Raw genomic sequence first — 21,219 nt, forward strand, 5'->3', positions numbered from 1 at the left:
TTGCGAAACGTTTTTCAAGGATCACGTGCTAGAAAAGCCGAGTCGCGAAAAGGGGATGGAACATCACATGCGGTTCCGATAACGTTTTGGCATGGGGATCAAAGGGTGCGGACAGACTCCCGTGCTGGCGGTTTCAAAAGTGTGATTTTTGCGGGCGGAAAGATGAATTTACAGGGGAAAAAACGCATTCCGGGATGTGCGGCAGTCTGCTCTGGCTTTTGAAAAATTTATTTTCTAAAATCCGGTCTTCCGCAATAAAATAAAGCAAACGGGAGGGGGAACCGGCGATGGGGATCATTCGGACGGATGTGTGGATGGAAGAAGCTTTCTCAAAACCGGAGCTGTTTTTAGAAACAATCAAACAGGGAAGGGAAGATCCGGAAGATTTTTATCGCTACTTGCAGCGTTTCGGCATGTACCGCCCTTCAAGGCAGGCAGAACAGATTTTTACTGCGTTGAAAAAAGCGGATGCCTGGGAGAAAATCGGGGAGTATCATGCAAAATACAAAAAGCTTTGGAACGGGCCAGATCCGGACATTTACATTTTTCCAGCCAGGAATGGAAACGGTTTCAACTTTGGCCGCAGCCGCGGAAAATCGGGCGTAACACTGCCGGGTGCCGTTTTTTTATTTCTTGCACCGGTTCGGGACCGGAAAGAATGGGAAGCGCTGTTTGTCCATGAATACCATCATGCGGCAAGAATGAGCAGGTTGAAAAAACCGCCGCGAGACTATACTTTGCTCGATTCCCTCGTGTTTGAAGGGCTTGCTGAACATGCCGTGCTCGAGTATGTCGGAGAAGAATATGTATCGGAAACATCAAAACGCTATTCCGAAAAACAGAAAAAACATGCGTGGCAACAGTTTTTCAAAAAAAATCTTGCAGCCGGAAAAGAAGAAAAAATTCATGATGACCTTCTTTTCGGCAGAAAATACGTCCCGCCGATGATGGGATATGCGCTCGGATACCATTTGATAGAGAAGTATAAAACGGCCCATTCTTTTTCTACAATAGCAAATCTCGGCCGCCGTTCCGAAATATTTGCAGAAGGAATGTTTACCAACCCGCCGGAATCCTGAATCCATAAAGTACCAAAAAAATACAAATATAATTTTAACTAAAAAAATGATTGCGTTTCTTTTAATTTTGTAATATTATTTAAACAATAAATTAATAAGATTTTAATCTATTTTCGTTGTTTTCTACTTTTACGAAGGGAGGTTTTGTATATTGGAAAAACCACCGCTTTTGCAAATTGAGGATTTGACTGTTTCTTTCCAAATCCAGGATACATACTATCCGGCGGTCGATCACGTCTCTTTAACCGTCAACGAAAATGAAGTGGTGGCGATTGTCGGGGAATCCGGCTGCGGAAAAAGTGCACTCGCTCTGGCAGTGATGGGGCTGCATCCGGAAGAAAAGACAAAAGTTGAAGGGCGTATTCTCTTTAAAGGGCAGGATCTCGTGCCGCTCGGGACTGGGAAACTGAATGAAATCCGCGGGGCGGAAATGGGCATTATTTTCCAGGATCCATTGACTGCGCTGAACCCGCTGATGACGGTCGGGCGGCAAATAGAAGAAAGCATGGATTACCACACCAAACTATCCGGTTCCGAAAAGAAAAAACGGACGCTTGAATTGTTAAGCCGGGTCGGGATCCCTTATCCCGAAAGAACATATAAGCAATACCCGCATGAGCTTTCCGGCGGCATGAGGCAGCGGGTGGTCATTGCCATCGCGATCGCCTGCCAGCCGTCGCTTGTCATTGCGGATGAACCGACAACCGCGCTTGATGTCACGATCCAGGCCCAAATTATGGATTTGCTGAAAGATTTGCAGCGCCAGATGAAGACGGGCATTATTCTGATTACCCATGATCTCGGCGTCGTTGCCGAAATGGCCGACAGAGTGGCCGTCATGTATGCAGGCGAAATTGTCGAAATTGCGGATGTTACAACACTCTTCAAAAATCCGTTACATCCTTATACCCGTTCTTTGCTGAATTCAATCCCGTCGGCGACGGAAGCCAAAGAAAGATTGCATGTCATCCAGGGCATTGTTCCTTCACTGAAGAACCTGCCGCGCTCGGGATGCCGCTTTAAATCAAGGATTGGCTGGATCAGCGACGCGGCGCACGAAGAAAATCCGGTTCTTCGCGAAGTGGAAAACGGCCACTGGGTGCGCTGTACCTGTTACAAACATTTTTATTTCCCGGACGAACAGAACATGGAGACAGGGGATATGTATCATGCCACTTCTTAAGATCGAAAATCTAAAAGTCTATTATCCGGTACGGGGCGGGTTTTTCCGCCGGGTGGTCGATCATGTAAAAGCGGTCAATGATATCAGCTTCGAATTGCAGCCTGGAGAAACGTACGGGCTTGTCGGCGAATCGGGCTGCGGCAAAACGACAACGGGCAGAACGATCGTCGGGCTGAATCATGCAACAGCGGGCAAAATTGTGTTTGAAGGCACGGATTTGGCCCGGCTCAGCCGGAAGGAATTTCAACATTATCGGAAAGATATCCAAATGATCTTCCAGGATCCGTATTCTTCCCTGAATCCGAAAAAGCGCGTGGCGGATATTATCGCTGAACCGATTCGCAATTTTGAGAAACTGCCCCGCGAACAAGAGCGGGAAAAAGTCCGCGAAGTCATGGAAAAAGTCGGCCTGAGTCCGGACTCCATGTTTAAATACCCGCATGAATTTTCAGGAGGGCAGCGCCAGCGGATCGGCATTGCCCGGGCGCTGACATTGAATCCGAAACTGATCATTGCGGATGAGCCGGTCTCCGCCCTTGATGTTTCCGTCCAGGCGCAGGTGCTCAATTTTATGAAAGACATCCAAAAAGAATTCGGGCTCACCTACCTATTTATTAGCCATGACCTTGGCATTATCCGCCATATGTGCGACCGAATCGGCATCATGTACCGCGGGCGTTTTGTGGAAGAAGGGACGAGTGACGAAATTTACGAGAATCCGCAACATATCTACACAAAACGGCTGCTGTCCGCGATTCCAAATGGGGACCCGGAAAATAGAGCAGCACAAAAACAGTACCGGGAAAAAATCAACAATGAATTCCGGCAAGCTTTCAGGGATTATTTTGACGAGGAAGGGAAGCCGTACCATCTCAAGCCGGTTTCGCATACCCATTCCGTAGCACTGCCGTAAAGAGGGGGGCACAGTTATGATTAAATTTATATTGCGCAGAATTCTCATCATGATCCCTCAATTAATTATTTTGAGTATTTTGATTTTCGTGCTGGCAAAGGCCATGCCCGGCGATGCACTGACCGGCCGGCTGGCGAGCAATCCGAAAATGGATATCCACACGCTTCATGAAATGAAAGAAAAATTGGGGCTGTATGATCCGGCTTATGTACAGTACGCCCGCTGGGTGAAAAATCTCTTCAAAGGCGATCTTGGCATGTCTTATATTCACCAGCAGCCTGTAACAGAACTGCTTGCCGGGCGACTGTGGAACACGATTTTACTGTCGGCGGTGATTCTGATCCTGACATATTTGATCGCCATTCCGCTTGGGATCGTGGCCGGGCGATGGACGGATTCATGGGCGGATAAGCTGATTACCGGTTATAACTATCTCAGCTATGCAACTCCGCTGTTTATCTTTGCATTGATTATGCTGTTTGTGTTCGGTTTTGTCCTATCATGGTTTCCGACAAGCGGCAGTGTCAATATCCAGGCCCGTGACGGCACGTTTGAATATTTCATGAGCAAGGCTTACCATCTAATTTTGCCAGCCTTATCCGGATCGCTGCTTGCAACGGTGGGCACGATCCAGTATTTGCGGAATGAAATTATCGATACAAAAATCAAAGATTTCGTGAAAACGGCGCGTGCAAAAGGCGTGCCTGAATCCAAGGTGTATACGCATCATATTTTAAGAAATTCGCTTCTACCGATCGCCACCTTTTTCGGTTATGAGATTACCGGATTAATCGGCGGGTCCGTCATTTTGGAATCGATATTCGGTTATCCGGGGATCGGGCAGCTGTTTTTGCAATCGATTATGCAGCGTGATTACAGCGTGGTCACGGCACTCGTAATGATTTCCGGCGTGGCGACCTTGTTCGGCACATTATTATCAGACATTATTTTAAGCGCTGTCGATCCGCGTATCCGGATCGAGTAACGGGGGGTGAGAGGATGAAAGCAGTCATTTCAACACAACAGCCCGCAATTGCCGAAACAGAAAAAAGCCCATCCGGATTTTCAATTATCTGGCGGGAACTGATCAAAGATAAAATGGCCGTTATCTCCATGATCGTGCTGGGGCTGATTCTGATTACGGTTTACGGCATGTCATTGATTTTAAACGAAAATGAGATTGTAAAGGTTGACCTTTTATCCATTTACGCGCCGCCCTCAGCTGAACACTGGCTCGGCACCGATTACGGCGGCCGGGATATATTCGGGCAACTGATTATCGGAGCAAAAAATTCGTTTACAATCGGGCTTGCGATTACGTTGATTACCGGTGCAATCGGGCTTGCGGTCGGATTAATTGCCGGTTACTTCGGCGGAGTCATTGACAATATCATCATGAGAATCATTGACTTTATTCTTGTCCTGCCGTTTCTCATGCTCATCATTGTCCTCGTGACAATCGTACCGAAATATAATGTGTTTTCTTTTATTCTCATTATGAGTGCATTCCTTTGGGTCGGAAAAGCAAGACTGATTCGTTCCAAGACGCTTTCGGAAAGGGAACTCGACTATGTCAGTGCTTCCAAGACGCTCGGTACGCCGGACTGGAAAATTATTCTCTTCCAGGTCCTGCCGAATTTGAGCTCGATTATTATCGTGAACTTGACGATTAACTTGGCAAGCAATATTGGGATTGAATCGAGCCTGACCTATCTCGGCTTCGGGTTGCCGGAAAGCACACCGAGCCTTGGGACGTTGGTCAGTTACGCCACAAACCCGGATGTGCTCCAGCATAAATGGTGGATTTGGTTACCTGCATCGCTCCTGATTCTGGTGATGATGCTGTGTATAAATTTTATCGGCCAGGCGTTAAAACGCGCAGCCGATGCAAGACAAAGACAAGGATAAAAAAGAGGGGGCTTAGCAATGAGGAAAAGAAAATGGTCAAGCGTATTCAGTTTGCTGGTGATACTCGTATTGGTGCTGTCAGCCTGCAACAATTCACCGAGCAGCGGAAGCAAGGAAGACAAGGCAGTGAAAACGGAAGATTTAACAAGCAAGTTTCCGACTACCGTCAAAAACAACAAAAAAGCGATTGACGGCGGGATTTTGAATTACGGCATCGTTTCCGATACGCCGATTGAAGGCACATTCAACCTTGCTTTCTACCAAGGGACATATGACGCTGAAGTCATTCAGTTTATCGATGACTCGCTGTTAAAAACAGACAAGAACTATGAAATTACGAATGACGGTGCCGCCACGTACAAATTGTCCAATGACAACAAGACAATGAAGATTAAAATCAAAGACAATGTCAACTGGTCTGATGGGAAGCCGGTAACCGCCGAAGACCTTGAATTTGCATACCTGGTCATCGGAAATAAAGACTATACCGGCGTGCGCTACGGTGATGCACTGTTCCAAAATATCGTCGGCATGGATGAATACCATAAAGGAAAAGCGAAAAATATTTCCGGTGTTAAAGTAATCGATGATAAAACAATTTCCATTACCTGGAAGAGCGCCAACCCTTCCGAAAAAACAGGCGTCTGGACAACACCGCTTCCGAAACATTACTTAAAAGATGTGCCGATCGCAAAAATGGCACAGTCGGACAAAATTCGGTTACATCCTTTAGGCTTCGGTCCGTTTAAAGTGAAAAAAGTAGTTCCGGGCGAGTCTGTTGAATTGGTCAGAAACGACCATTACTGGGCAGGGAAACCGAAATTGAAAGGTGTCGTCATCAAAGTGGTCAATCCGAAAGTGGTGTTACAAGCCTTGAAAAAAGGCGAGATCGATTATGCCGAATTCCCGGTAGACCAATATGAGGCCGCGAAAGGTGTGAAAAACTTCCAGCTGCTTGGCACGATCGATTTGGCTTACAGCTATATCGGATTTAAGCTCGGCCACTGGGATGCAAAGAAACAGGAAAACGTCATGGATAATCCGAAATTCCAAAATAAAAAATTGCGTCAGGCGATGGCATATGCGCTCGATAACAAGTCAGTTGGCGAAAAAATCTATCACGGTTTGCGTTTCCCGGCGACGACTTTAATTCCGCCATCTTTCCCGGAATGGCATGACAAGTCCGCAAAAGGGTACACGTATGATCCGAAAAAAGCAAAGAAACTGCTTGATGAAGCCGGTTATAAAGATGTCGACAAAGACGGATACCGTGAAGATCCGAACGGCAAAAAATTCGTCATTAATTTCCTTTCCATGAGCGGCGGGGATACGGCCGAGCCGCTGGCAAAATTCTATATACAATGCTGGAAAGATGTCGGCTTAAATGTCAAACTTGTTAACGGTCGACTTGCCGAGTTCAACTCTTTCTATGATATGGTGGAAAAGGATGACCCGAAAGTGGATATCTATTCGGGCGCTTGGGGAACCGGTACCGATGTGGACCCGTACGGCTTATACGGACGGAACGTTATGTTTAACTACACCCGCTTTGTCAGCAAGAAAAATGATGAACTGTTGGAAAAAGGGCATTCTCCCCAAGCCTTTGACACAGCATACCGCAAAAAGGTTTACAATGAATGGCAGGAGTATATGAAAGAAGAAGCGGCAGTCATCCCGACCGTTTACCGTTATCAATTGTATGCAGTAAACAACCGCGTGAAAAATTTGGCTGTATATCCGACTACAGACTGGTATAAGGTAAGTGTCACATCCGAAAAAGCGGATTCCCAGGAATAATCCATAAAGGCCCTGTCTTTGGCAGGGCCTTTTCCCTTTCCGGCTTGTCGGGATCGGGAGAGCAGAGCGTCTTTTTAAAGCAGAGCCTTTATCCTTTGCGACTCACTGAGATTGGGAGAGCAGGGTATCTTTTTAAAGCAGAGCCTTTATCCTTTCCGACTCACCGGGGGAGGGAGAGCAGAGCGTCTTTTTAAAGCAGAGCCTTTATCCTTTGCGACTCACCGAGATTGGGAGAGCAGAGCGTCTTTTTAAAGCAGAGCCTTTATCCTTTCCGACTCGCCGGGGGTGGGAAAACGAAGCGTCTTTTAAAGCAGGCCTTCTTCCTTTTCGACGCGGTGGGATTGGGGTTCTTCTTTTTACAAGCGAAGTGCAATCTTTATTTTCTACACAGCGGAATCCGGAAAAGAAGGAATAATTTAACTGCCCCCTGCCTATACTGAATGACAAACAGAGTATACGGGGGGTTATCCATGCTGTATCTTCACGATATATGGGTCAACTGGTTCGAGGGGGAGGAAAACAGTTATAATGTCTGCCCATTCCATGAGTGGCGGAGGGACGATGTGATTGAACTGCTGGACCAGGTGCCGCTTTTATTTGTGGACACGCTTTTATACGAGTACATTGAAAACGATTTGGCTGAACTGCCGCAAACTTTGCTGAATGATGTTTTCCAGAAGGCGGTTTTGCGCAAAAACCATGAACGAATCCAGCTGGAATATTGTTTTGTCGTGACGGATGGAAAAGGGATTTTGGCGGTGGATACGATCGGCTATACGCTACCGATCCGCAAAAGCCGGCTGATTCCGAGGCAGGAACAGCTTGTCTATGAAATGATCGAAGGGCATGAACCGGTGTCCTATCCGTTTGAAAACCGCAGCAATCCGAAAGAACATCATATTTTATCCCCGTCGCCGGAGTGCATGCAGGGGCTGACAAGAAGGGAACGACAATTAAAGCAGCTGTTATTTATGGCGCTCGACCAGCTCTATTCCTCGAAAAATACGGCGGAAGTGCGGTACTGGTATACAGAGTGGTGCCCGGAGCAGTATGAACACATCCAGTTTATGCCTTTTGAAGATGCGTGGGAGCGGCTTTATGCAGAAACAAAAACAGGCTGGTCCAAAAAGCATGAACAGTTGTGCGAAAATATGATCAAAGGGCAGCCTTTTTTTGAAAAACTATGGGAACTGGAACACAATGAAAAAAGCGAACTGATGTAAAAACGAGTTGCGAAACCTCCGCAACTCGTTTTTTTCTTAATGGCGTTTTTTTCTGCCCAATCCCATCGCATTTTCCATTTTTCTCAGCATATTTCCGGCTACAATACTGGCTTTTTCCGCGCCTTCATCTAAAATCCGGTCCAGTTCCTCCGATTCAATCAGTTTATAATACCGTTTTTGGATCGGGGCCAGCCCTTCATTCACTACATCAACGAGATCCGCTTTAAACGCGCCATAGCCGACGCCGTCATATTTCCGTTCCAGCTCTTCAATGGTCAAGCTGCTGAAGTTGGAATAGATGTCGAGCAAATTGGAAATGCCCGGTTTCCGCTCTTTGTCGTATTTGACCACGCCTTCTGAGTCTGTAACCGCGCTTTTAATCTTTTTGTCGACCAGTTTCGGGTCATCAAGCAGCGAGATAAATGCTTTTTTATTCGGATCGGATTTGCTCATTTTTTTCATCGGGTCCTGCAGCGACATAATCCTTGCTCCGGAATTGGAAAGCTTAATATCCGGCAGCGTAAAAATTTCGAGGTAACGTTTATTGAACCTTTCCGCCAAATCCCTTGTCAGCTCGAGATGCTGTTTCTGGTCCTCACCGACCGGCACAAGATCCGTGCTATACAGTAGAATATCAGCGGCCATGAGCGGCGGGTATGTGAGAAGCCCGGCCGATACGCTTTCTTTCCCTGCAGATTTGTCTTTAAACTGCGTCATCCTTTCCAACTCGCCGACATAGGCAACGCATTGCAGCATCCATGCGGCCTGGGCGTGCGCCGGCACTTCCGACTGGATAAAGAGCGTCGCTTTGTTCGGGTCAATGCCGACTGCCAGATAAAAAGCGGCAAGGCTCCTGATGTTTTTGCGGAGTTCAAGGCGGTCTTGCGGGACGGTAATGGCGTGCTCGTCAGCAATGCAAAAATAGCAATTAAAGCTGTTCTGCAATTCCACAAACTGCTTCATTGACCCAAGATAGTTCCCGATGTGGATCGTTCCACTCGGCTGAATAGCTGAAAAAATCGTCCTCATTTTTTCTTCCTCCTAAAGCATGGATATTTTTCCAGAAAAATAAAAAACCCATTCAACCAAAATTAGGGACGAATGGGATAAATCCGCGGTGCCACCCTAAGTGCCCGGCAATACGGGCCGCTTAGTTCCAATGCCAATTGGAGCCTGGTTAACGCAAGGCGTACGCCGGAAACTAATGAGGCGGCCGCCCGTTCATCTCCGGAGCTCGAAAGCCCATTCCACCTGCAGGCATGTTTGTTTCCACCAGCCACAAACTCTCTGAAAAGCCATAAACAGATGTACTCTTCTTTTTCATCGCTTCTATATACCAGTATCATTATAATGAAAAGATGGAAAAATGTCAAAAACCGCTGTCCGCCAAGGCCCATTTTATGTAGGATTCCGTCTTTGCCTGATCGTTTTAAACGGCCAGCATTTTATGACGAACTTTGCAGAAAAAGGGCGATGGCCATCAGCACCATCATGGACACCCCGGTAAGAAAAGGCATGGAAACACGCAAGGTAACCAGCTTCGACAGCGGGCGGACGTCCTCCTCGTTAAATTTAGAAGACATTCTTTGAAAACCGTAAACAAACGCGTCAAAAAAACCGGTCCGCGCCATGAAAACCGATGCGGCAAAAAGAATCAACAGTGCCCCGATCGTAAATGAAGTATTAATATAGCTAAGCAAATCGATCCGCTTATACACCAAAAAAGAAAAAAACAAAACAAGCAACTGGGAGGCCAGCAACCAGCAGACAAGCTTTTTGAACATACGCTCACCTACAAAATGATTTTCATTCATTATACAGGAACAAAAGAAAAGATGAAATAGCGGAAAATCTAAACCTAAATTAAAGTTAAATTAAATTTATTAAAATTAATGAAAAAATTATAAATACAACGGAACGCGGAAGTTAAGCGTTTGTTAACGCTTTCAAACAAAAAACATTGTTAAAAAACCTACCAAAGTTTATTTATTTTAATAGTTTTATTTATAATTTTTTTAACCATTTGTAAGGGGTTACAATATTGAGATGACAATATCTTTTTGGTTTATTACTCCTTTTACGTAATTAAAAAAGATTAAAAAAACATGTACAAGAAAGTGAAATGTTAGTATAATTAAATTCGAAAAGTCACTAGCTTTTCAGAAAAATAAAAAAAGGGTGGTTAGCTGATGAAGAAGTCAAAATTTTATGTGTTTATGACGCTGGCTTTTGCCCTGTCGCTCGTCCTCGGCGCATGCGGCGGCGGAAGCAAAAACAGCAGCTCAGGTTCAAGCAGCGGTTCATCCAAAACCAAGCAAGTGCTGAATATGGATGAAACGGCTGAACTTCCGACAGGGGATCCGACACTTGCAACGGATGCGGCAAGCTTTACCGTTTTCGGTAATACAATGGAAGGCCTTTATGTCGTTGGGAAAAATGATGAGCTGAAACTCGGGATTGCGAAAGAAGAACCGACAGTCAGCAAAGACGGCAAAACGTATACATTTAAGCTCCGTAAAGACGCAAAATGGTCAAACGGTGATCCGGTTACAGCAAAAGACTTTGTTTACTCTTGGCAAAGGGCTGTGAATCCGAAGACAGGGTCGCAATATGCTTATATGTTCTTTGGTGTCGTTAAAAACGCTTCGGATATCAATGCTGGCAAAAAAGATCTAAGCACTTTAGGGGTAAAAGCGATTGACGATCATACATTGCAAGTCCAGCTTGAAAAACCGGTTCCTTACTTAAAATCATTGCTGGCTTTCGGCACATATTTGCCGCTCAACCAAAAATTTGTTGAGTCAAAAGGCAGCAAATTCGGGACAAACAGCGACAATATGCTGTTCAACGGCCCGTTCGTATTAAAAGACTGGAACGGCACAGGCTTGACATGGAAATACGTGAAAAACCCGAATTACTATGACAAGAAACATGTGAAACTGAGCCAAATCAATGTTCAGGTTGTAAAATCGCCAAGCACAGGCGTCAACTTGTACAATACGGGCAAAATCGACCGGACTGTTTTGAGCGCCGAATATGCGAAACAATATAAAAATAACAAAGAAGCTGTGACAAATCCGGAGTCAAGCGTTTTCTACTTCAAATACAATGAAGTTAGAAACGGAAAGAAAACCGCTTTAGCAAACAAAAACATCCGGATGGCACTGGCGATGGCTTATGATAAAAAATCGTATGTCGACACGGTCTTGTCTAACGGTTCGATTCCGGCAAACGGGCTCGTGCCGAAAGACTTTACAAAAGATCCGAAAAACGGCAAAGATTTCCGTACGGAATCGGGTTCTTACCTCCAGTATAACCCGACAGAAGCAAAAAAATATTGGGAAAAAGGGTTGAAAGAACTCGGCAAGAAGAACTTAACGCTTGAAATTCTCGGTGATGATACAGATAACGCAAAAACAACAGGCGAATTCTTCCAAAACCAATTGGAAAAGAATCTTCCTGGGTTAACGATCAAACTGAAAAACGTACCATTCAAAAACCGTTTGCAATTGGATACAAACCAAGATTATGACATCCAGGTTGCCGGTTGGAGTCCTGACTACAAAGACCCGATGACCTTCCTCGACTTGTTTGTAACAAACGGCGATAACAACAAATCCGGCTATTCGAATAAAGAATACGATAAGCTGATTGATGAAGCGAAGAACAAATACGGCAATGATCCGGAAAAACGTTGGCAAATCATGCTGCAAGCTGAAAAAATCCTGATGGACGATGCGGCGATCGGCCCGATTTATCAACGTGCTACATTACGCCTTGTTAAACCGTATGTAAAAGGGATCGAGTACCATACATTCGGGCCGGATTACACGTTTAAAGATGCATATGTGCAAAAGTAAGAAAACTGCATGACCTCAATTAAAAAGGTAAAAGAGAGTATTTTCTTTCCGAAATACTCTCTTTTCACCGTTAAGAGGATTTTTATGTGAAAAATTTAAACATTCCTTTTCTTTGGGAGGTGTCACGTGTGACGAAGTACATTGTGCAAAGGATTATTTATTTGTGCATTACCTTATTAATTATTGCTTCTTTTACGTTTTTCCTGATGAAATTTTTGCCGGGGACCCCGTTCCGGAACCAGCAAAAATTATCACCGGAACAGGTTCATATCCTGAACCAGAAATACGGGCTGAATGAATCTTTGCCTGTCCAGTATAAAAATTATATGGTGAATTTGCTGAAAGGGGATCTCGGCGTTTCTTTCCAGTTTGACAACCAGCCGGTTACGCAGCTGATTGTGGAAAGGATGGGTCCGTCCTTGCAGTTGGGGCTTCAGGCCATGATTGTCGGCACGTTAATTGGCATATTACTAGGCGTACTGGCGGCAATGTTTCAAAACACATGGATTGACTACGGAAGCACATTTCTTTCGGTCCTCGGTATATCCATTCCCTCGTTTGTATTTGCCGCAGTCCTGCAATATGCGATAGGCGCGAAACTGCAATGGCTGCCGGTTGCAGCTTGGGATGGGTTCGCCTCTTCCATATTGCCCACGATTGCGCTCGCTATTTTTCCGGTTGCAACAGCTGCACGGTTTATGAGAACGGAGCTGATTGAAGTGTTCGGTTCCGATTACATTACGCTGGCGAGAGCAAAAGGGAATTCTTACGGGCAAATCGCCTTTAAGCACGCGATCCGGAACGCGCTGATTCCGCTTATTACGGTGCTTGGGCCGCTTGCCGTTAACTTGATGACCGGATCGATGGTTGTGGAACAAATTTTTGCTGTTCCCGGGATTGGCGAACAATTTGTTAAATCCATTCAAATGAATGATTACCCGATTATTATGGGGACAACCCTCTTTTTCTCATTCCTGTTAGTTTTGATTACATTAGTTGTCGACATTTTATACGGTGTCATTGACCCGAGAATTCGATTGGCCGGGGGGAATAAATCATGAACAACAACGTAGAGACATTGCCGAAAGAATTATTTGAACCCGCAGCCCCGGATCGCGAACAAAGTGAGTTGATCGCCAAACCGCAACTGTCCTTTATGCAGGATGCATGGATGCGGATCCGCAAAAACAAAGGCGCGGTTGCCAGTCTGTTTGTGATTGTGATTTTAATTTTGATGGCGATTATTGGGCCGCATCTTTCCAAATCGGGTCCGTACGCACAAGATACTTCCAGGGCGAATTTGCCGCCAAGAATTCCTGTGATTGAAAAGCTCGGCATTTTTGATGGGTCCCAGACGGTTGGCGGGCAAAAAGTGAACATGTATGAACAAAACCATATTCATACGTATTACTGGTTCGGCACGGATGCCCTCGGCCGCGACTTGTTTGCAAGGGCATGGCAAGGAACGAGAATTTCCTTATATATTGCCTTCCTTGCGGCGTTGATCGATATGCTCATCGGCGTTTCTTACGGCCTCATATCCGGATACAAAGGCGGGCAGGTCGATAACGTGATGCAGCGGATTATTGAAATTTTGTCCGGTATTCCGAACTTGATTGTCGTGATTTTAATGCTTTTGATCTTTAAACCGGGAATCTTTTCGATCACGATTGCGATGGTAATCACCGGCTGGCTGAATATGGCACGGGTTGTTCGCGGCCAGGTGTTAAAGCTGAAAAATATGGAGTATGTATTGGCGGCAAAAACACTTGGCGCTTCGAACATGCGGATTTTATTTAAACATCTGCTCCCGAATTTGACCGGGGTGATTATTATCAATACCATGTTCACCATTCCAAGTGCAATTTTCTTCGAAGCCTTTTTAAGTTTCATCGGGATCGGGCTCCAGTCCCCGGCTGCATCGCTCGGGACATTGATTGAAGACGGTTATAAGACATTCCAGTTCCTGCCGTATTTGATGGCAGTGCCGGGCACGATTATTTGTTTGCTGCTTGTCGCCTTCAACCTGCTGGCAGACGGTTTACGTGATGCATTTGACCCGAAAATGCGCGATTAAGAAATGAGGTGAAGCCGAATGGAAAAGATTTTGCAAGTGAAAGACCTGAATATATCCTTTCACACTTTTGGCGGTGAAGTAAAAGCGATCCGCGGTGTGAGTTTTGATTTATATAAAGGGGAAACATTGGCCATCGTAGGGGAATCCGGTTCAGGAAAATCGGTGACGACGAAATCGATTATGCGACTGTTGCCTCCTAACAATTCGGAAATCAAGTCGGGGCAAATCCTGTTCGGCGACGTCGACATTGCCAAAGCGTCAGAAAGAAAGATGCAATCGATCCGTGGGAAAGAGATTTCAATGATTTTCCAAGATCCGATGACGTCTTTAAATCCGACCATGACAATCGGGAAGCAGATTATGGAGCCGCTTTTGAAACACCAGAAGATGCATAAAAGTGAAGCAAAAAAACGTGCCATTGAGCTTTTGAAGCTTGTTGGCATCCCGAATGCGGAAATCCGTGTCAAACAGTATCCTCACCAGTTTTCCGGCGGGATGCGGCAAAGGGTCGTCATTGCGATTGCTTTGGCGTGCAACCCGAAAATTTTAATTGCGGATGAACCGACAACGGCACTTGACGTTACGATTCAGGCGCAAATCCTTGAACTGATGAAAAAACTGCAGTCTAAAATTGATACCTCCATTATTTTTATTACGCACGATTTGGGCGTGGTGGCGAATGTGGCAGACCGTGTTGCCGTTATGTACGGCGGAAAAATTGTCGAGATCGGAACCGTGGATGAAATTTTTTATAATCCAAAACATCCGTACACATGGGGACTGATCAGTTCGATGCCGAGCCTTGATGTCAAGGATGAAGAACTGTACGCGATACCGGGCACCCCGCCGGATTTATTGAACCCGCCAAAAGGGGATGCCTTTGCGCCGCGCAATCCGTACGCACTTAAAATCGATTTGGAGCAGGAGCCGCCGATGTTTAAAGTGTCGGACACGCATTATGCCGCAACATGGCTCCTGCATCCGGATGCCCCGAAAGTAGAGCCGCCGGAAGCCGTGAAAAAGCGGATGTACAAGTTTAAAGGAAATGTGCGCCCGATACCGGCTGAGGAGGGGAAGTAAGATGGCAGTGAAAGAAAAACTGATCGAAGTCAAACATTTAAAACAATATTTCAATGTTGGAAAAGCAAATGAAGTCCGTGCTGTCGATGATCTTACATTTGATATTTACAAAGGCGAAACCCTCGGACTTGTCGGCGAATCCGGCTGTGGCAAATCGACAACCGGACGGACGATTATCCGCCTTTACAATGCAACGGCAGGAGAAGTTTTGTATGGCGGCAAAAATGTCCATGCCAAAATGTCCCATAAAGAACTGAAACATTTTCGCCGGAAAATGCAAATGATTTTCCAGGACCCGTATGCTTCCCTCAATCCGCGCCTGAAAGTGGCCGATGTCATTGCGGAAGGAATTGATATCCACGGGCTTGCAAAATCAAATGAAGAACGGATGCACCGCGTTTATGAACTGCTGGAAACAGTCGGCTTAAGCAAAGAACACGCCAACCGCTATCCGCACGAATTCTCGGGCGGGCAAAGGCAGCGGATCGGAATCGCCAGGGCACTTGCGGTCGATCCTGAATTTATTATTGCTGACGAACCGATTTCCGCGCTGGACGTCTCGATTCAGGCACAGGTCGTGAACCTGTTGAAAAAACTGCAGAAAGAACATGATTTAACGTATTTGTTCATTGCCCACGATTTGTCGATGGTGAAATACATTAGCGACCGGATCGGCGTCATGTATTTCGGCAAGCTTGTGGAACTGGCTGATGCCGATGATTTGTATAACCATCCGCATCATCCGTACACACAGTCATTGCTATCCGCCATCCCGCTTCCGGACCCTGATTATGAACGGACACGGCAACGGAAAATTTACGACCCGTCCGTCCATCAATACAAGGAAGGCGAAGAAGTAAAAATGCGCGAAGTGGCACCGCATCATTTTGTTTACTGTTCAGAAAGGGAACTCGAGCAGTACAAAAAAACTTATCATGGCTAATCATTCTCAATGGGAAGAAGAACGCATGCCGGTTGAAATGCGTTCTTCTTCTCACTTTTTTTATAAAAAAATGAAGAATAGGGGTTTAAATAGAGAGAATTGGGGAAAAAGAAGACTATTAAACCGGGGGAAAAATACAACAAACTATTTTTCAAAAAAATATATTCAATCACGCGGATATAGTGTATAATACATAATAGAGATTGTTTGATTAAACTTATTTTAATGTGAGAATCAAATGGGAATCCAAATATAAAAATTTAGGAGTGTGAATGCTAGATGGTCACATTATACACTTCACCGAGTTGCACATCATGCAGAAAAGCAAGGAACTGGCTTGAAGAAAACCATATTGAGTATAAAGAACGCAACATTTTTTCTGAACCGCTTTCACTGGATGAAATTAAAGGGATTTTGCGGATGACGGAAGACGGGACGGACGAAATTATTTCCACCCGTTCGAAAACATTCCAAAAATTAAACGTCGATCTGGATGCCCTGCCGCTCCAAGAATTGTACACATTGATCCAGCAAAACCCCGGTTTATTAAGAAGGCCAATTATCGTGGATGAAAAACGGCTGCAGGTCGGCTATAACGAAGATGAAATCCGCCGCTTCCTGCCGCGGAAAGTGCGGACCTTCCAGCTAAGGGAAGCACAACGGCTTGTCAATTGACAACTTTTAATATTTCTTTTGCCGGATGCCTTTTATAAGCGTAAACCGGCAAATCACCTCCCAGGTTCCGGCCCGGGAGGTTTTCTTCACCTTTTTGTCATAAAATTGTCAAATAACGAATATGTATTTAGAAAATTTTGTCTTGAATTTCTGCAGCAAATCGGATACAATACAAAAAAGATGTAAATGATCTTTTTTGCCGGATGTTTAAGAAATGGGCCGGCGTGGAATTTTAAAAAGGAAAGTTTTTTTATTTCCATTTGCCAGTATTTTATCATAAAATAAAAGTACAAGGTTACCTATACCTGAATGGGGGAACATGTCCCTTCACTACACCTGCAAGAAGGGAGAGTTGATGTATGGAAATCGAAAGAATCAATGAGAACACGGTGAAGTTTTATATTTCGTACGTTGATATAGAGAAACGCGGGTTTAATCGTGAAGAAATCTGGTATGACCGGGAAAGAAGCGAAGAATTGTTCTGGGAAATGATGGATGAGATTCACACGGACGACGATGTATTTGACCCGGAAGGCCCGCTTTGGATACAGGTGCAGGCGCTCGAAAAAGGGCTGGAAGTGCTTGTCACGAAAGCGCAGTTGTCGAAAGACGGACAGCGTTTTGAGTTGCCGATTCCGGACGAGAAGCTGAAAGAACTGCCAATCGGCGACCAGCTTGAGGAATTTTTCAGCGAGAACTTCCAAACGCCGATGCAGCAGGTTTTCACGGATGGCGATCCGCTCGAACAGGTCTTGTATTTCAAGGACTTTGAAGATTTGCTGGCGCTGGCCAAAAACGTCCGGATGGAAGACGTCAGCACGAAGCTGTACGTCTTTGAAGGCAAATATTATCTGTATGTCCGCTTCCCGGAAGATGAAACGGAAGAAGCTAATGACTTTAAGTTAAGCCAGCTGCTGGAGTATTCCGATCTTTCCTCTGTCACCAGTCATCGTCTGCTGGAATACGGAAAGCCGATCATTGACAGCAATGTATTTGCAAAATTAAACTCGTACTTTTAATCGATAAAAATCGGTGCGCAAACGCATCGATTTTTTTGTTTATCCGGAAAAAATTCATCCTGGCAAACAGGATTTTTCGCCCCGGGTGGTGAATGTATTCAATACGGCTGTGCATGGCGTTTATACAGATAAAGGCCGGTCAATCTAAGGCTTGCGGAGAGGCCGGCAACTGCATACGACCGAATGCCACGGCCAAACAAAAGCGGGACTGCCGGCTAGAGGGCCCGCCTACAGTTAAAAAAGGAGAGGATGCCGTTGCTTTCTGCGCTAAACGAGCGGGGGGAGCTGATCATGCTGACGGAACGCTTTACAAGATTGGATCTAAAGCAGTTAAAAACCTCCCATACGTTTTACTGTCGGGACTGCCGTGAACCCCTCATTTTAAAAATCGGCAGCCGTGTCACCCCCCATTTTTCCCATTACCGCCATTCCACTTGTGCCACATTTTCTGAACCGGAAAGCCCGATGCATTTGCAAGGCAAAAAAGACTTGTTTTTATGGTTGAGGGGGCAGGGGCTCGATGTTTCCCTCGAACAATATTTTCCTTCTATCCGGCAAAGGGCAGATCTTGTGGTGCGCAAATACCGGCAGCTTTTTGCCATTGAATACCAGTGTTCCCCGATCCCGTTTGAGCGGCTGATGGAGAGAACGGAAGGGTACAGGCACCTCGGCATTTTGCCTGTTTGGATACTGGGCGGTATGCCTTTCCGGTCCTCAGGGAAAGAGGCGGAAAGCGTGTACCGTTGCAGCGATTTTCAGTTGTCTTTTTTACGGCATACCCGGCACCACTTTTATTTATTCAGCTATGCTCCCGGCAAAAAGAAGGTCTGCCTCTTGTCCCACATGACGCCCATATCCGCCAAAACGTTCCACGCCTGTTACGCGGAAAAGCCGCTGTCTGCCTTTTCTTTTCCGTTTACAGATGACCAGTTTTCACTTGTTTCTGCCCCTGTGCCGCTTCCTGAATGGTTTGCGGAAAGGCGGCGCTGGATCGGCCTGAAGATTCAGTTTGGAAAAGCCTTTCAAGACCCGTTTTTACGGCACGTGTATGAAGCGGGAATGCACCCCGGGTCCCTGCCGCCGTTTATCGGCCTGCCGCTTTTGCACATGGCTGCCTGTAAACAGCATCCGGTCGAGTGGCAATTCTATATATGGCTGGATGCCCTTTTCGCATTGCGGACAAAAGCAGCGGTTTCACTGGACGAACTGCTGCGGCTGTTTACCGTGAGGATGGAAAAAAAGGAAATTGCATTCAGAAAGTCACCGTATGTACGCGAAAGGAACGCGGCGAAAGCGATGATTTATGAGTATGCGCAGCTGCTCGTTCAATTAGGGCTCTGGTCAAAAGGAAAAGCAGGCTACTATATGAATAAAAATGTTTTTGCGCCAAAAAATACAGAAGAACTTGAACATATGGAGCGCCATCTGTCTTCCGTGCTCGGGGCCGGTGTTTCAACCGGGAAAGCGGAACAGTAGCGGGATCAGGGGAGTTACGCTAAAATGAAAAAAGAAGGAATTTTTTGTGAAGAATGGAGGAAAATTGATGGAAAATGGGAAAAAAGTACACGCGTTGCCAAGCCGGGACGAGGTTCGTGAAGCATTAACCTGGAGGCTTGAGGATATTTTTCCAAGCGACGATGACTGGAATAAAGAATACCAAGCAGTAAAAGAAAAGCTGGCCGATGCCGCTTCTTATCAGGGGAAACTTGGCGAAAGCGCGGAACAGCTTTATCATGCGCTAAAGTTCCAGGATGAAGTGACAGAAAGGTTCGGCAAGCTGTATACATACGCGCATATGCGTTATGACCAGGACACAACGAATGCCTTTTACCAGGGGATAGACAGCAAAGCAAAAAGCCTTGCTGCCCAGGTTGGGAGCGCGTTTGCGTTTGTGGTGCCGGAAATTCTTTCGATTGAAGAAGCGAAACTGAACCAATTCCTGGAAGCTTATGAGCCGCTGCAATTGTACCGGCACGCATTGGAAGAAATCAATGAGATGCGCCCGCATATTTTATCGAAGGAAGAAGAAGCATTGCTCGCACAGGTTTCAGAAGTGCTGAATACTTCCAGCACCACTTTCGGCATGCTGAACAATGCCGACCTTGAGTTCCCGACCGTGATCGATGAAAACGGCAATGAAGTGCAGATCACGCACGGCCGTTTTACACGCCTGCTGGAAAGCAAAGACCGCCGCGTGCGCAAAGAGGCATTCCAGAAATTGTATGCAACCTACAAAAAATTCACCAACACGTTTGCGAGCACGCTCAGCGGCCAGGTGAAAAAGAACAATGTTGTTGCGCAAATCCGCCATTACCATTCGGCGCGTGAAGCTGCCCTTTCGGCAAACCACATTCCTGAAAAAGTGTACGACCAGCTTGTGGAAACGGTGAACAAGCATCTTGGTTTGCTGCATCGGTATGTTGCACTGCGCAAAAAAGCGCTGCAGCTTGATGAAGTGCATATGTATGATTTGTATACGCCGCTTGTCCAGGACGCCGATATGGAAGTAACATATGAAAAAGCGAAAGAGATTGTGCTTGACGGCCTCCATCCGCTCGGCGAGGAATACCGGAGCATTTTGCAACAGGCGTTTGAAAACCGCTGGATTGATGTGGTGGAAAATAAGGGAAAACGGAGCGGGGCCTATTCTTCGGGCGCTTACGGGACCAATCCGTACATTTTGCTGAACTGGCAGGACAATATTGACAATGTGTTCACCCTCGCGCATGAGCTCGGCCACAGCGTCCACAGCTATTACACGCGGAAGAACCAGCCGTATCCGTACGGGGATTATTCTATTTTTGTGGCGGAAGTGGCTTCCACGTGCAATGAGGCACTATTGAATGACTATCTGTTAAAAACGATCAAAGACGAGAAACAGCGGATTTATTTATTGAATCATTATCTGGAAGGTTTCCGCGGGACGGTTTTCCGCCAGACGATGTTTGCTGAATTTGAGCATCTGATCCATCAAAAAGCGCAACATGGCGAAGCGTTGACGGCGGAACTTTTAACAGATGAGTATTATAAGCTGAACCAAAAATACTATGGTACGGATACCGCCATTGATCAGGAAATCGGGCTAGAGTGGGCACGCATTCCGCATTTTTATTACGATTATTATGTATATCAGTATGCGACCGGCTTCAGCGCCGCGACCGCGTTAAGCAAACAAATCCTCGAAGAAGGGGAACCGGCTGTCAAACGCTATATCGGCTATTTGAGCGCCGGCAGCTCGGAATATCCGATTGAAGTATTGAAAAAAGCAGGCGTCGATATGACGTCACCCCAACCGGTCGAAGATGCGTTAAAAGTTTTTGAAGAAAAATTAACGGAAATGGAAAACTTGCTCGGATAAAGAAACAACGGCGGAATTTTTCCGCCGCTCATTTTGTATGGGACACTTTTTGTAGATAAGGGAGCAGGCCCGCGGCGTTGTTTTTTAAGCCGCTTGCCGCCTGT

18 protein-coding genes and 1 other annotated feature are annotated in these 21,219 nt (G+C 45.9%); of the genes, 16 read left to right on the forward strand and 2 right to left on the reverse strand.

Annotated features, from left to right (window positions below; genetic code table 11):
* Positions 1-287: 287 nt before the first annotated feature.
* From NSS95_RS04445 to NSS95_RS04475, 7 genes are all read left to right on the forward strand, one after another.
* Positions 288-1,079 (forward strand): DUF2268 domain-containing protein, encoded by a 792-nt coding sequence (locus NSS95_RS04445; RefSeq protein ID WP_326244218.1) that lies wholly within the window; start codon positions 288-290, stop codon positions 1,077-1,079.
* A gap of 151 nt (positions 1,080-1,230) precedes the next feature.
* Positions 1,231-2,262, forward strand: a complete 1,032-nt coding sequence (locus NSS95_RS04450; RefSeq protein ID WP_014095741.1) for an ABC transporter ATP-binding protein — start codon at positions 1,231-1,233, stop codon at positions 2,260-2,262.
* Positions 2,249-3,175 carry an ABC transporter ATP-binding protein gene (locus NSS95_RS04455; protein WP_014095740.1) on the forward strand — a complete coding sequence of 309 codons (927 nt, stop codon included), beginning with the start codon at positions 2,249-2,251 and terminating at the stop codon, positions 3,173-3,175. Before NSS95_RS04450 ends, NSS95_RS04455 begins: the two co-directional genes overlap by 14 nt.
* Positions 3,176-3,191: 16 nt before the next feature.
* The gene (gene opp4B / locus NSS95_RS04460) at positions 3,192-4,160 is read left to right on the forward strand and encodes an oligopeptide ABC transporter permease (RefSeq protein WP_014095739.1); all 969 of its coding nucleotides are present in this window, start codon (positions 3,192-3,194) and stop codon (positions 4,158-4,160) included.
* Between the two features lie 14 nt (positions 4,161-4,174).
* Positions 4,175-5,083 (forward strand): ABC transporter permease, encoded by a 909-nt coding sequence (locus NSS95_RS04465; protein WP_061086522.1) that lies wholly within the window; start codon positions 4,175-4,177, stop codon positions 5,081-5,083.
* 18 nt (positions 5,084-5,101) lie between these two features.
* Positions 5,102-6,880 carry an oligopeptide ABC transporter substrate-binding protein gene (opp4A, locus tag NSS95_RS04470; RefSeq protein WP_340713811.1) on the forward strand — a complete coding sequence of 593 codons (1,779 nt, stop codon included), beginning with the start codon at positions 5,102-5,104 and terminating at the stop codon, positions 6,878-6,880.
* 470 nt (positions 6,881-7,350) lie between these two features.
* Positions 7,351-8,103 (forward strand): YjbA family protein, encoded by a 753-nt coding sequence (locus NSS95_RS04475; RefSeq protein ID WP_014095736.1) that lies wholly within the window; start codon positions 7,351-7,353, stop codon positions 8,101-8,103.
* A 36-nt stretch (positions 8,104-8,139) separates the two neighbouring features.
* Here NSS95_RS04475 and trpS read toward each other — a convergent pair whose 3' ends face one another.
* Both trpS and NSS95_RS04485 read right to left on the reverse strand, forming a co-directional pair.
* Entirely contained in the window at positions 8,140-9,132 is a 993-nt protein-coding gene (trpS, locus tag NSS95_RS04480; protein WP_014095735.1) for a tryptophan--tRNA ligase, read from the reverse strand.
* Positions 9,133-9,193: 61 nt separating this feature from the next.
* Positions 9,194-9,436 (reverse strand) — a binding site (T-box leader).
* A 112-nt stretch (positions 9,437-9,548) separates the two neighbouring features.
* On the reverse strand, positions 9,549-9,887 hold the full coding sequence (locus NSS95_RS04485; protein WP_014095733.1) for a DUF3899 domain-containing protein: 339 nt from the start codon (positions 9,885-9,887) through the stop codon (positions 9,549-9,551).
* 405 nt (positions 9,888-10,292) lie between these two features.
* On the opposite strand from NSS95_RS04485, the gene NSS95_RS04490 reads away from it, so the two are divergent.
* From NSS95_RS04490 to pepF, 9 genes are all read left to right on the forward strand, one after another.
* The gene (locus tag NSS95_RS04490; RefSeq protein WP_014095732.1) at positions 10,293-11,963 is read left to right on the forward strand and encodes a peptide ABC transporter substrate-binding protein; all 1,671 of its coding nucleotides are present in this window, start codon (positions 10,293-10,295) and stop codon (positions 11,961-11,963) included.
* 128 nt (positions 11,964-12,091) lie between these two features.
* Positions 12,092-13,024, forward strand: a complete 933-nt coding sequence (gene opp3b / locus NSS95_RS04495; protein WP_014095731.1) for an oligopeptide ABC transporter permease — start codon at positions 12,092-12,094, stop codon at positions 13,022-13,024.
* Positions 13,021-14,040 carry an oligopeptide ABC transporter permease gene (gene opp3C, locus NSS95_RS04500; protein WP_014095730.1) on the forward strand — a complete coding sequence of 340 codons (1,020 nt, stop codon included), beginning with the start codon at positions 13,021-13,023 and terminating at the stop codon, positions 14,038-14,040. The genes opp3b and opp3C overlap by 4 nt, the downstream gene beginning before the upstream one ends.
* Before the next feature lie 18 nt (positions 14,041-14,058).
* Positions 14,059-15,120: an ABC transporter ATP-binding protein gene (locus NSS95_RS04505; RefSeq protein ID WP_014095729.1), complete on the forward strand. Its 1,062-nt coding sequence runs from the start codon at positions 14,059-14,061 to the stop codon at positions 15,118-15,120.
* A 1-nt stretch (position 15,121) separates the two neighbouring features.
* Positions 15,122-16,063 (forward strand): ABC transporter ATP-binding protein, encoded by a 942-nt coding sequence (locus tag NSS95_RS04510; protein ID WP_014095728.1) that lies wholly within the window; start codon positions 15,122-15,124, stop codon positions 16,061-16,063.
* A gap of 279 nt (positions 16,064-16,342) precedes the next feature.
* Entirely contained in the window at positions 16,343-16,738 is a 396-nt protein-coding gene (spxA, locus tag NSS95_RS04515) for a transcriptional regulator SpxA (RefSeq protein WP_013858789.1), read from the forward strand.
* Between the two features lie 359 nt (positions 16,739-17,097).
* On the forward strand, positions 17,098-17,757 hold the full coding sequence (gene mecA, locus NSS95_RS04520; RefSeq protein WP_026683767.1) for an adaptor protein MecA: 660 nt from the start codon (positions 17,098-17,100) through the stop codon (positions 17,755-17,757).
* Between the two features lie 291 nt (positions 17,758-18,048).
* Complete coding sequence (locus NSS95_RS04525; protein ID WP_230090526.1) at positions 18,049-19,233, forward strand: competence protein CoiA; 1,185 nt, start codon at positions 18,049-18,051, stop codon at positions 19,231-19,233.
* 67 nt (positions 19,234-19,300) lie between these two features.
* The gene (gene pepF / locus NSS95_RS04530) at positions 19,301-21,115 is read left to right on the forward strand and encodes an oligoendopeptidase F (protein WP_014095725.1); all 1,815 of its coding nucleotides are present in this window, start codon (positions 19,301-19,303) and stop codon (positions 21,113-21,115) included.
* Positions 21,116-21,219: the final 104 nt, after the last annotated feature.

Origin of the sequence: Weizmannia sp. FSL K6-3076 (assembly GCF_038007245.1) — a bacterium.
GTDB lineage: Bacteria > Bacillota > Bacilli > Bacillales > Bacillaceae_C > Weizmannia > Weizmannia faecalis.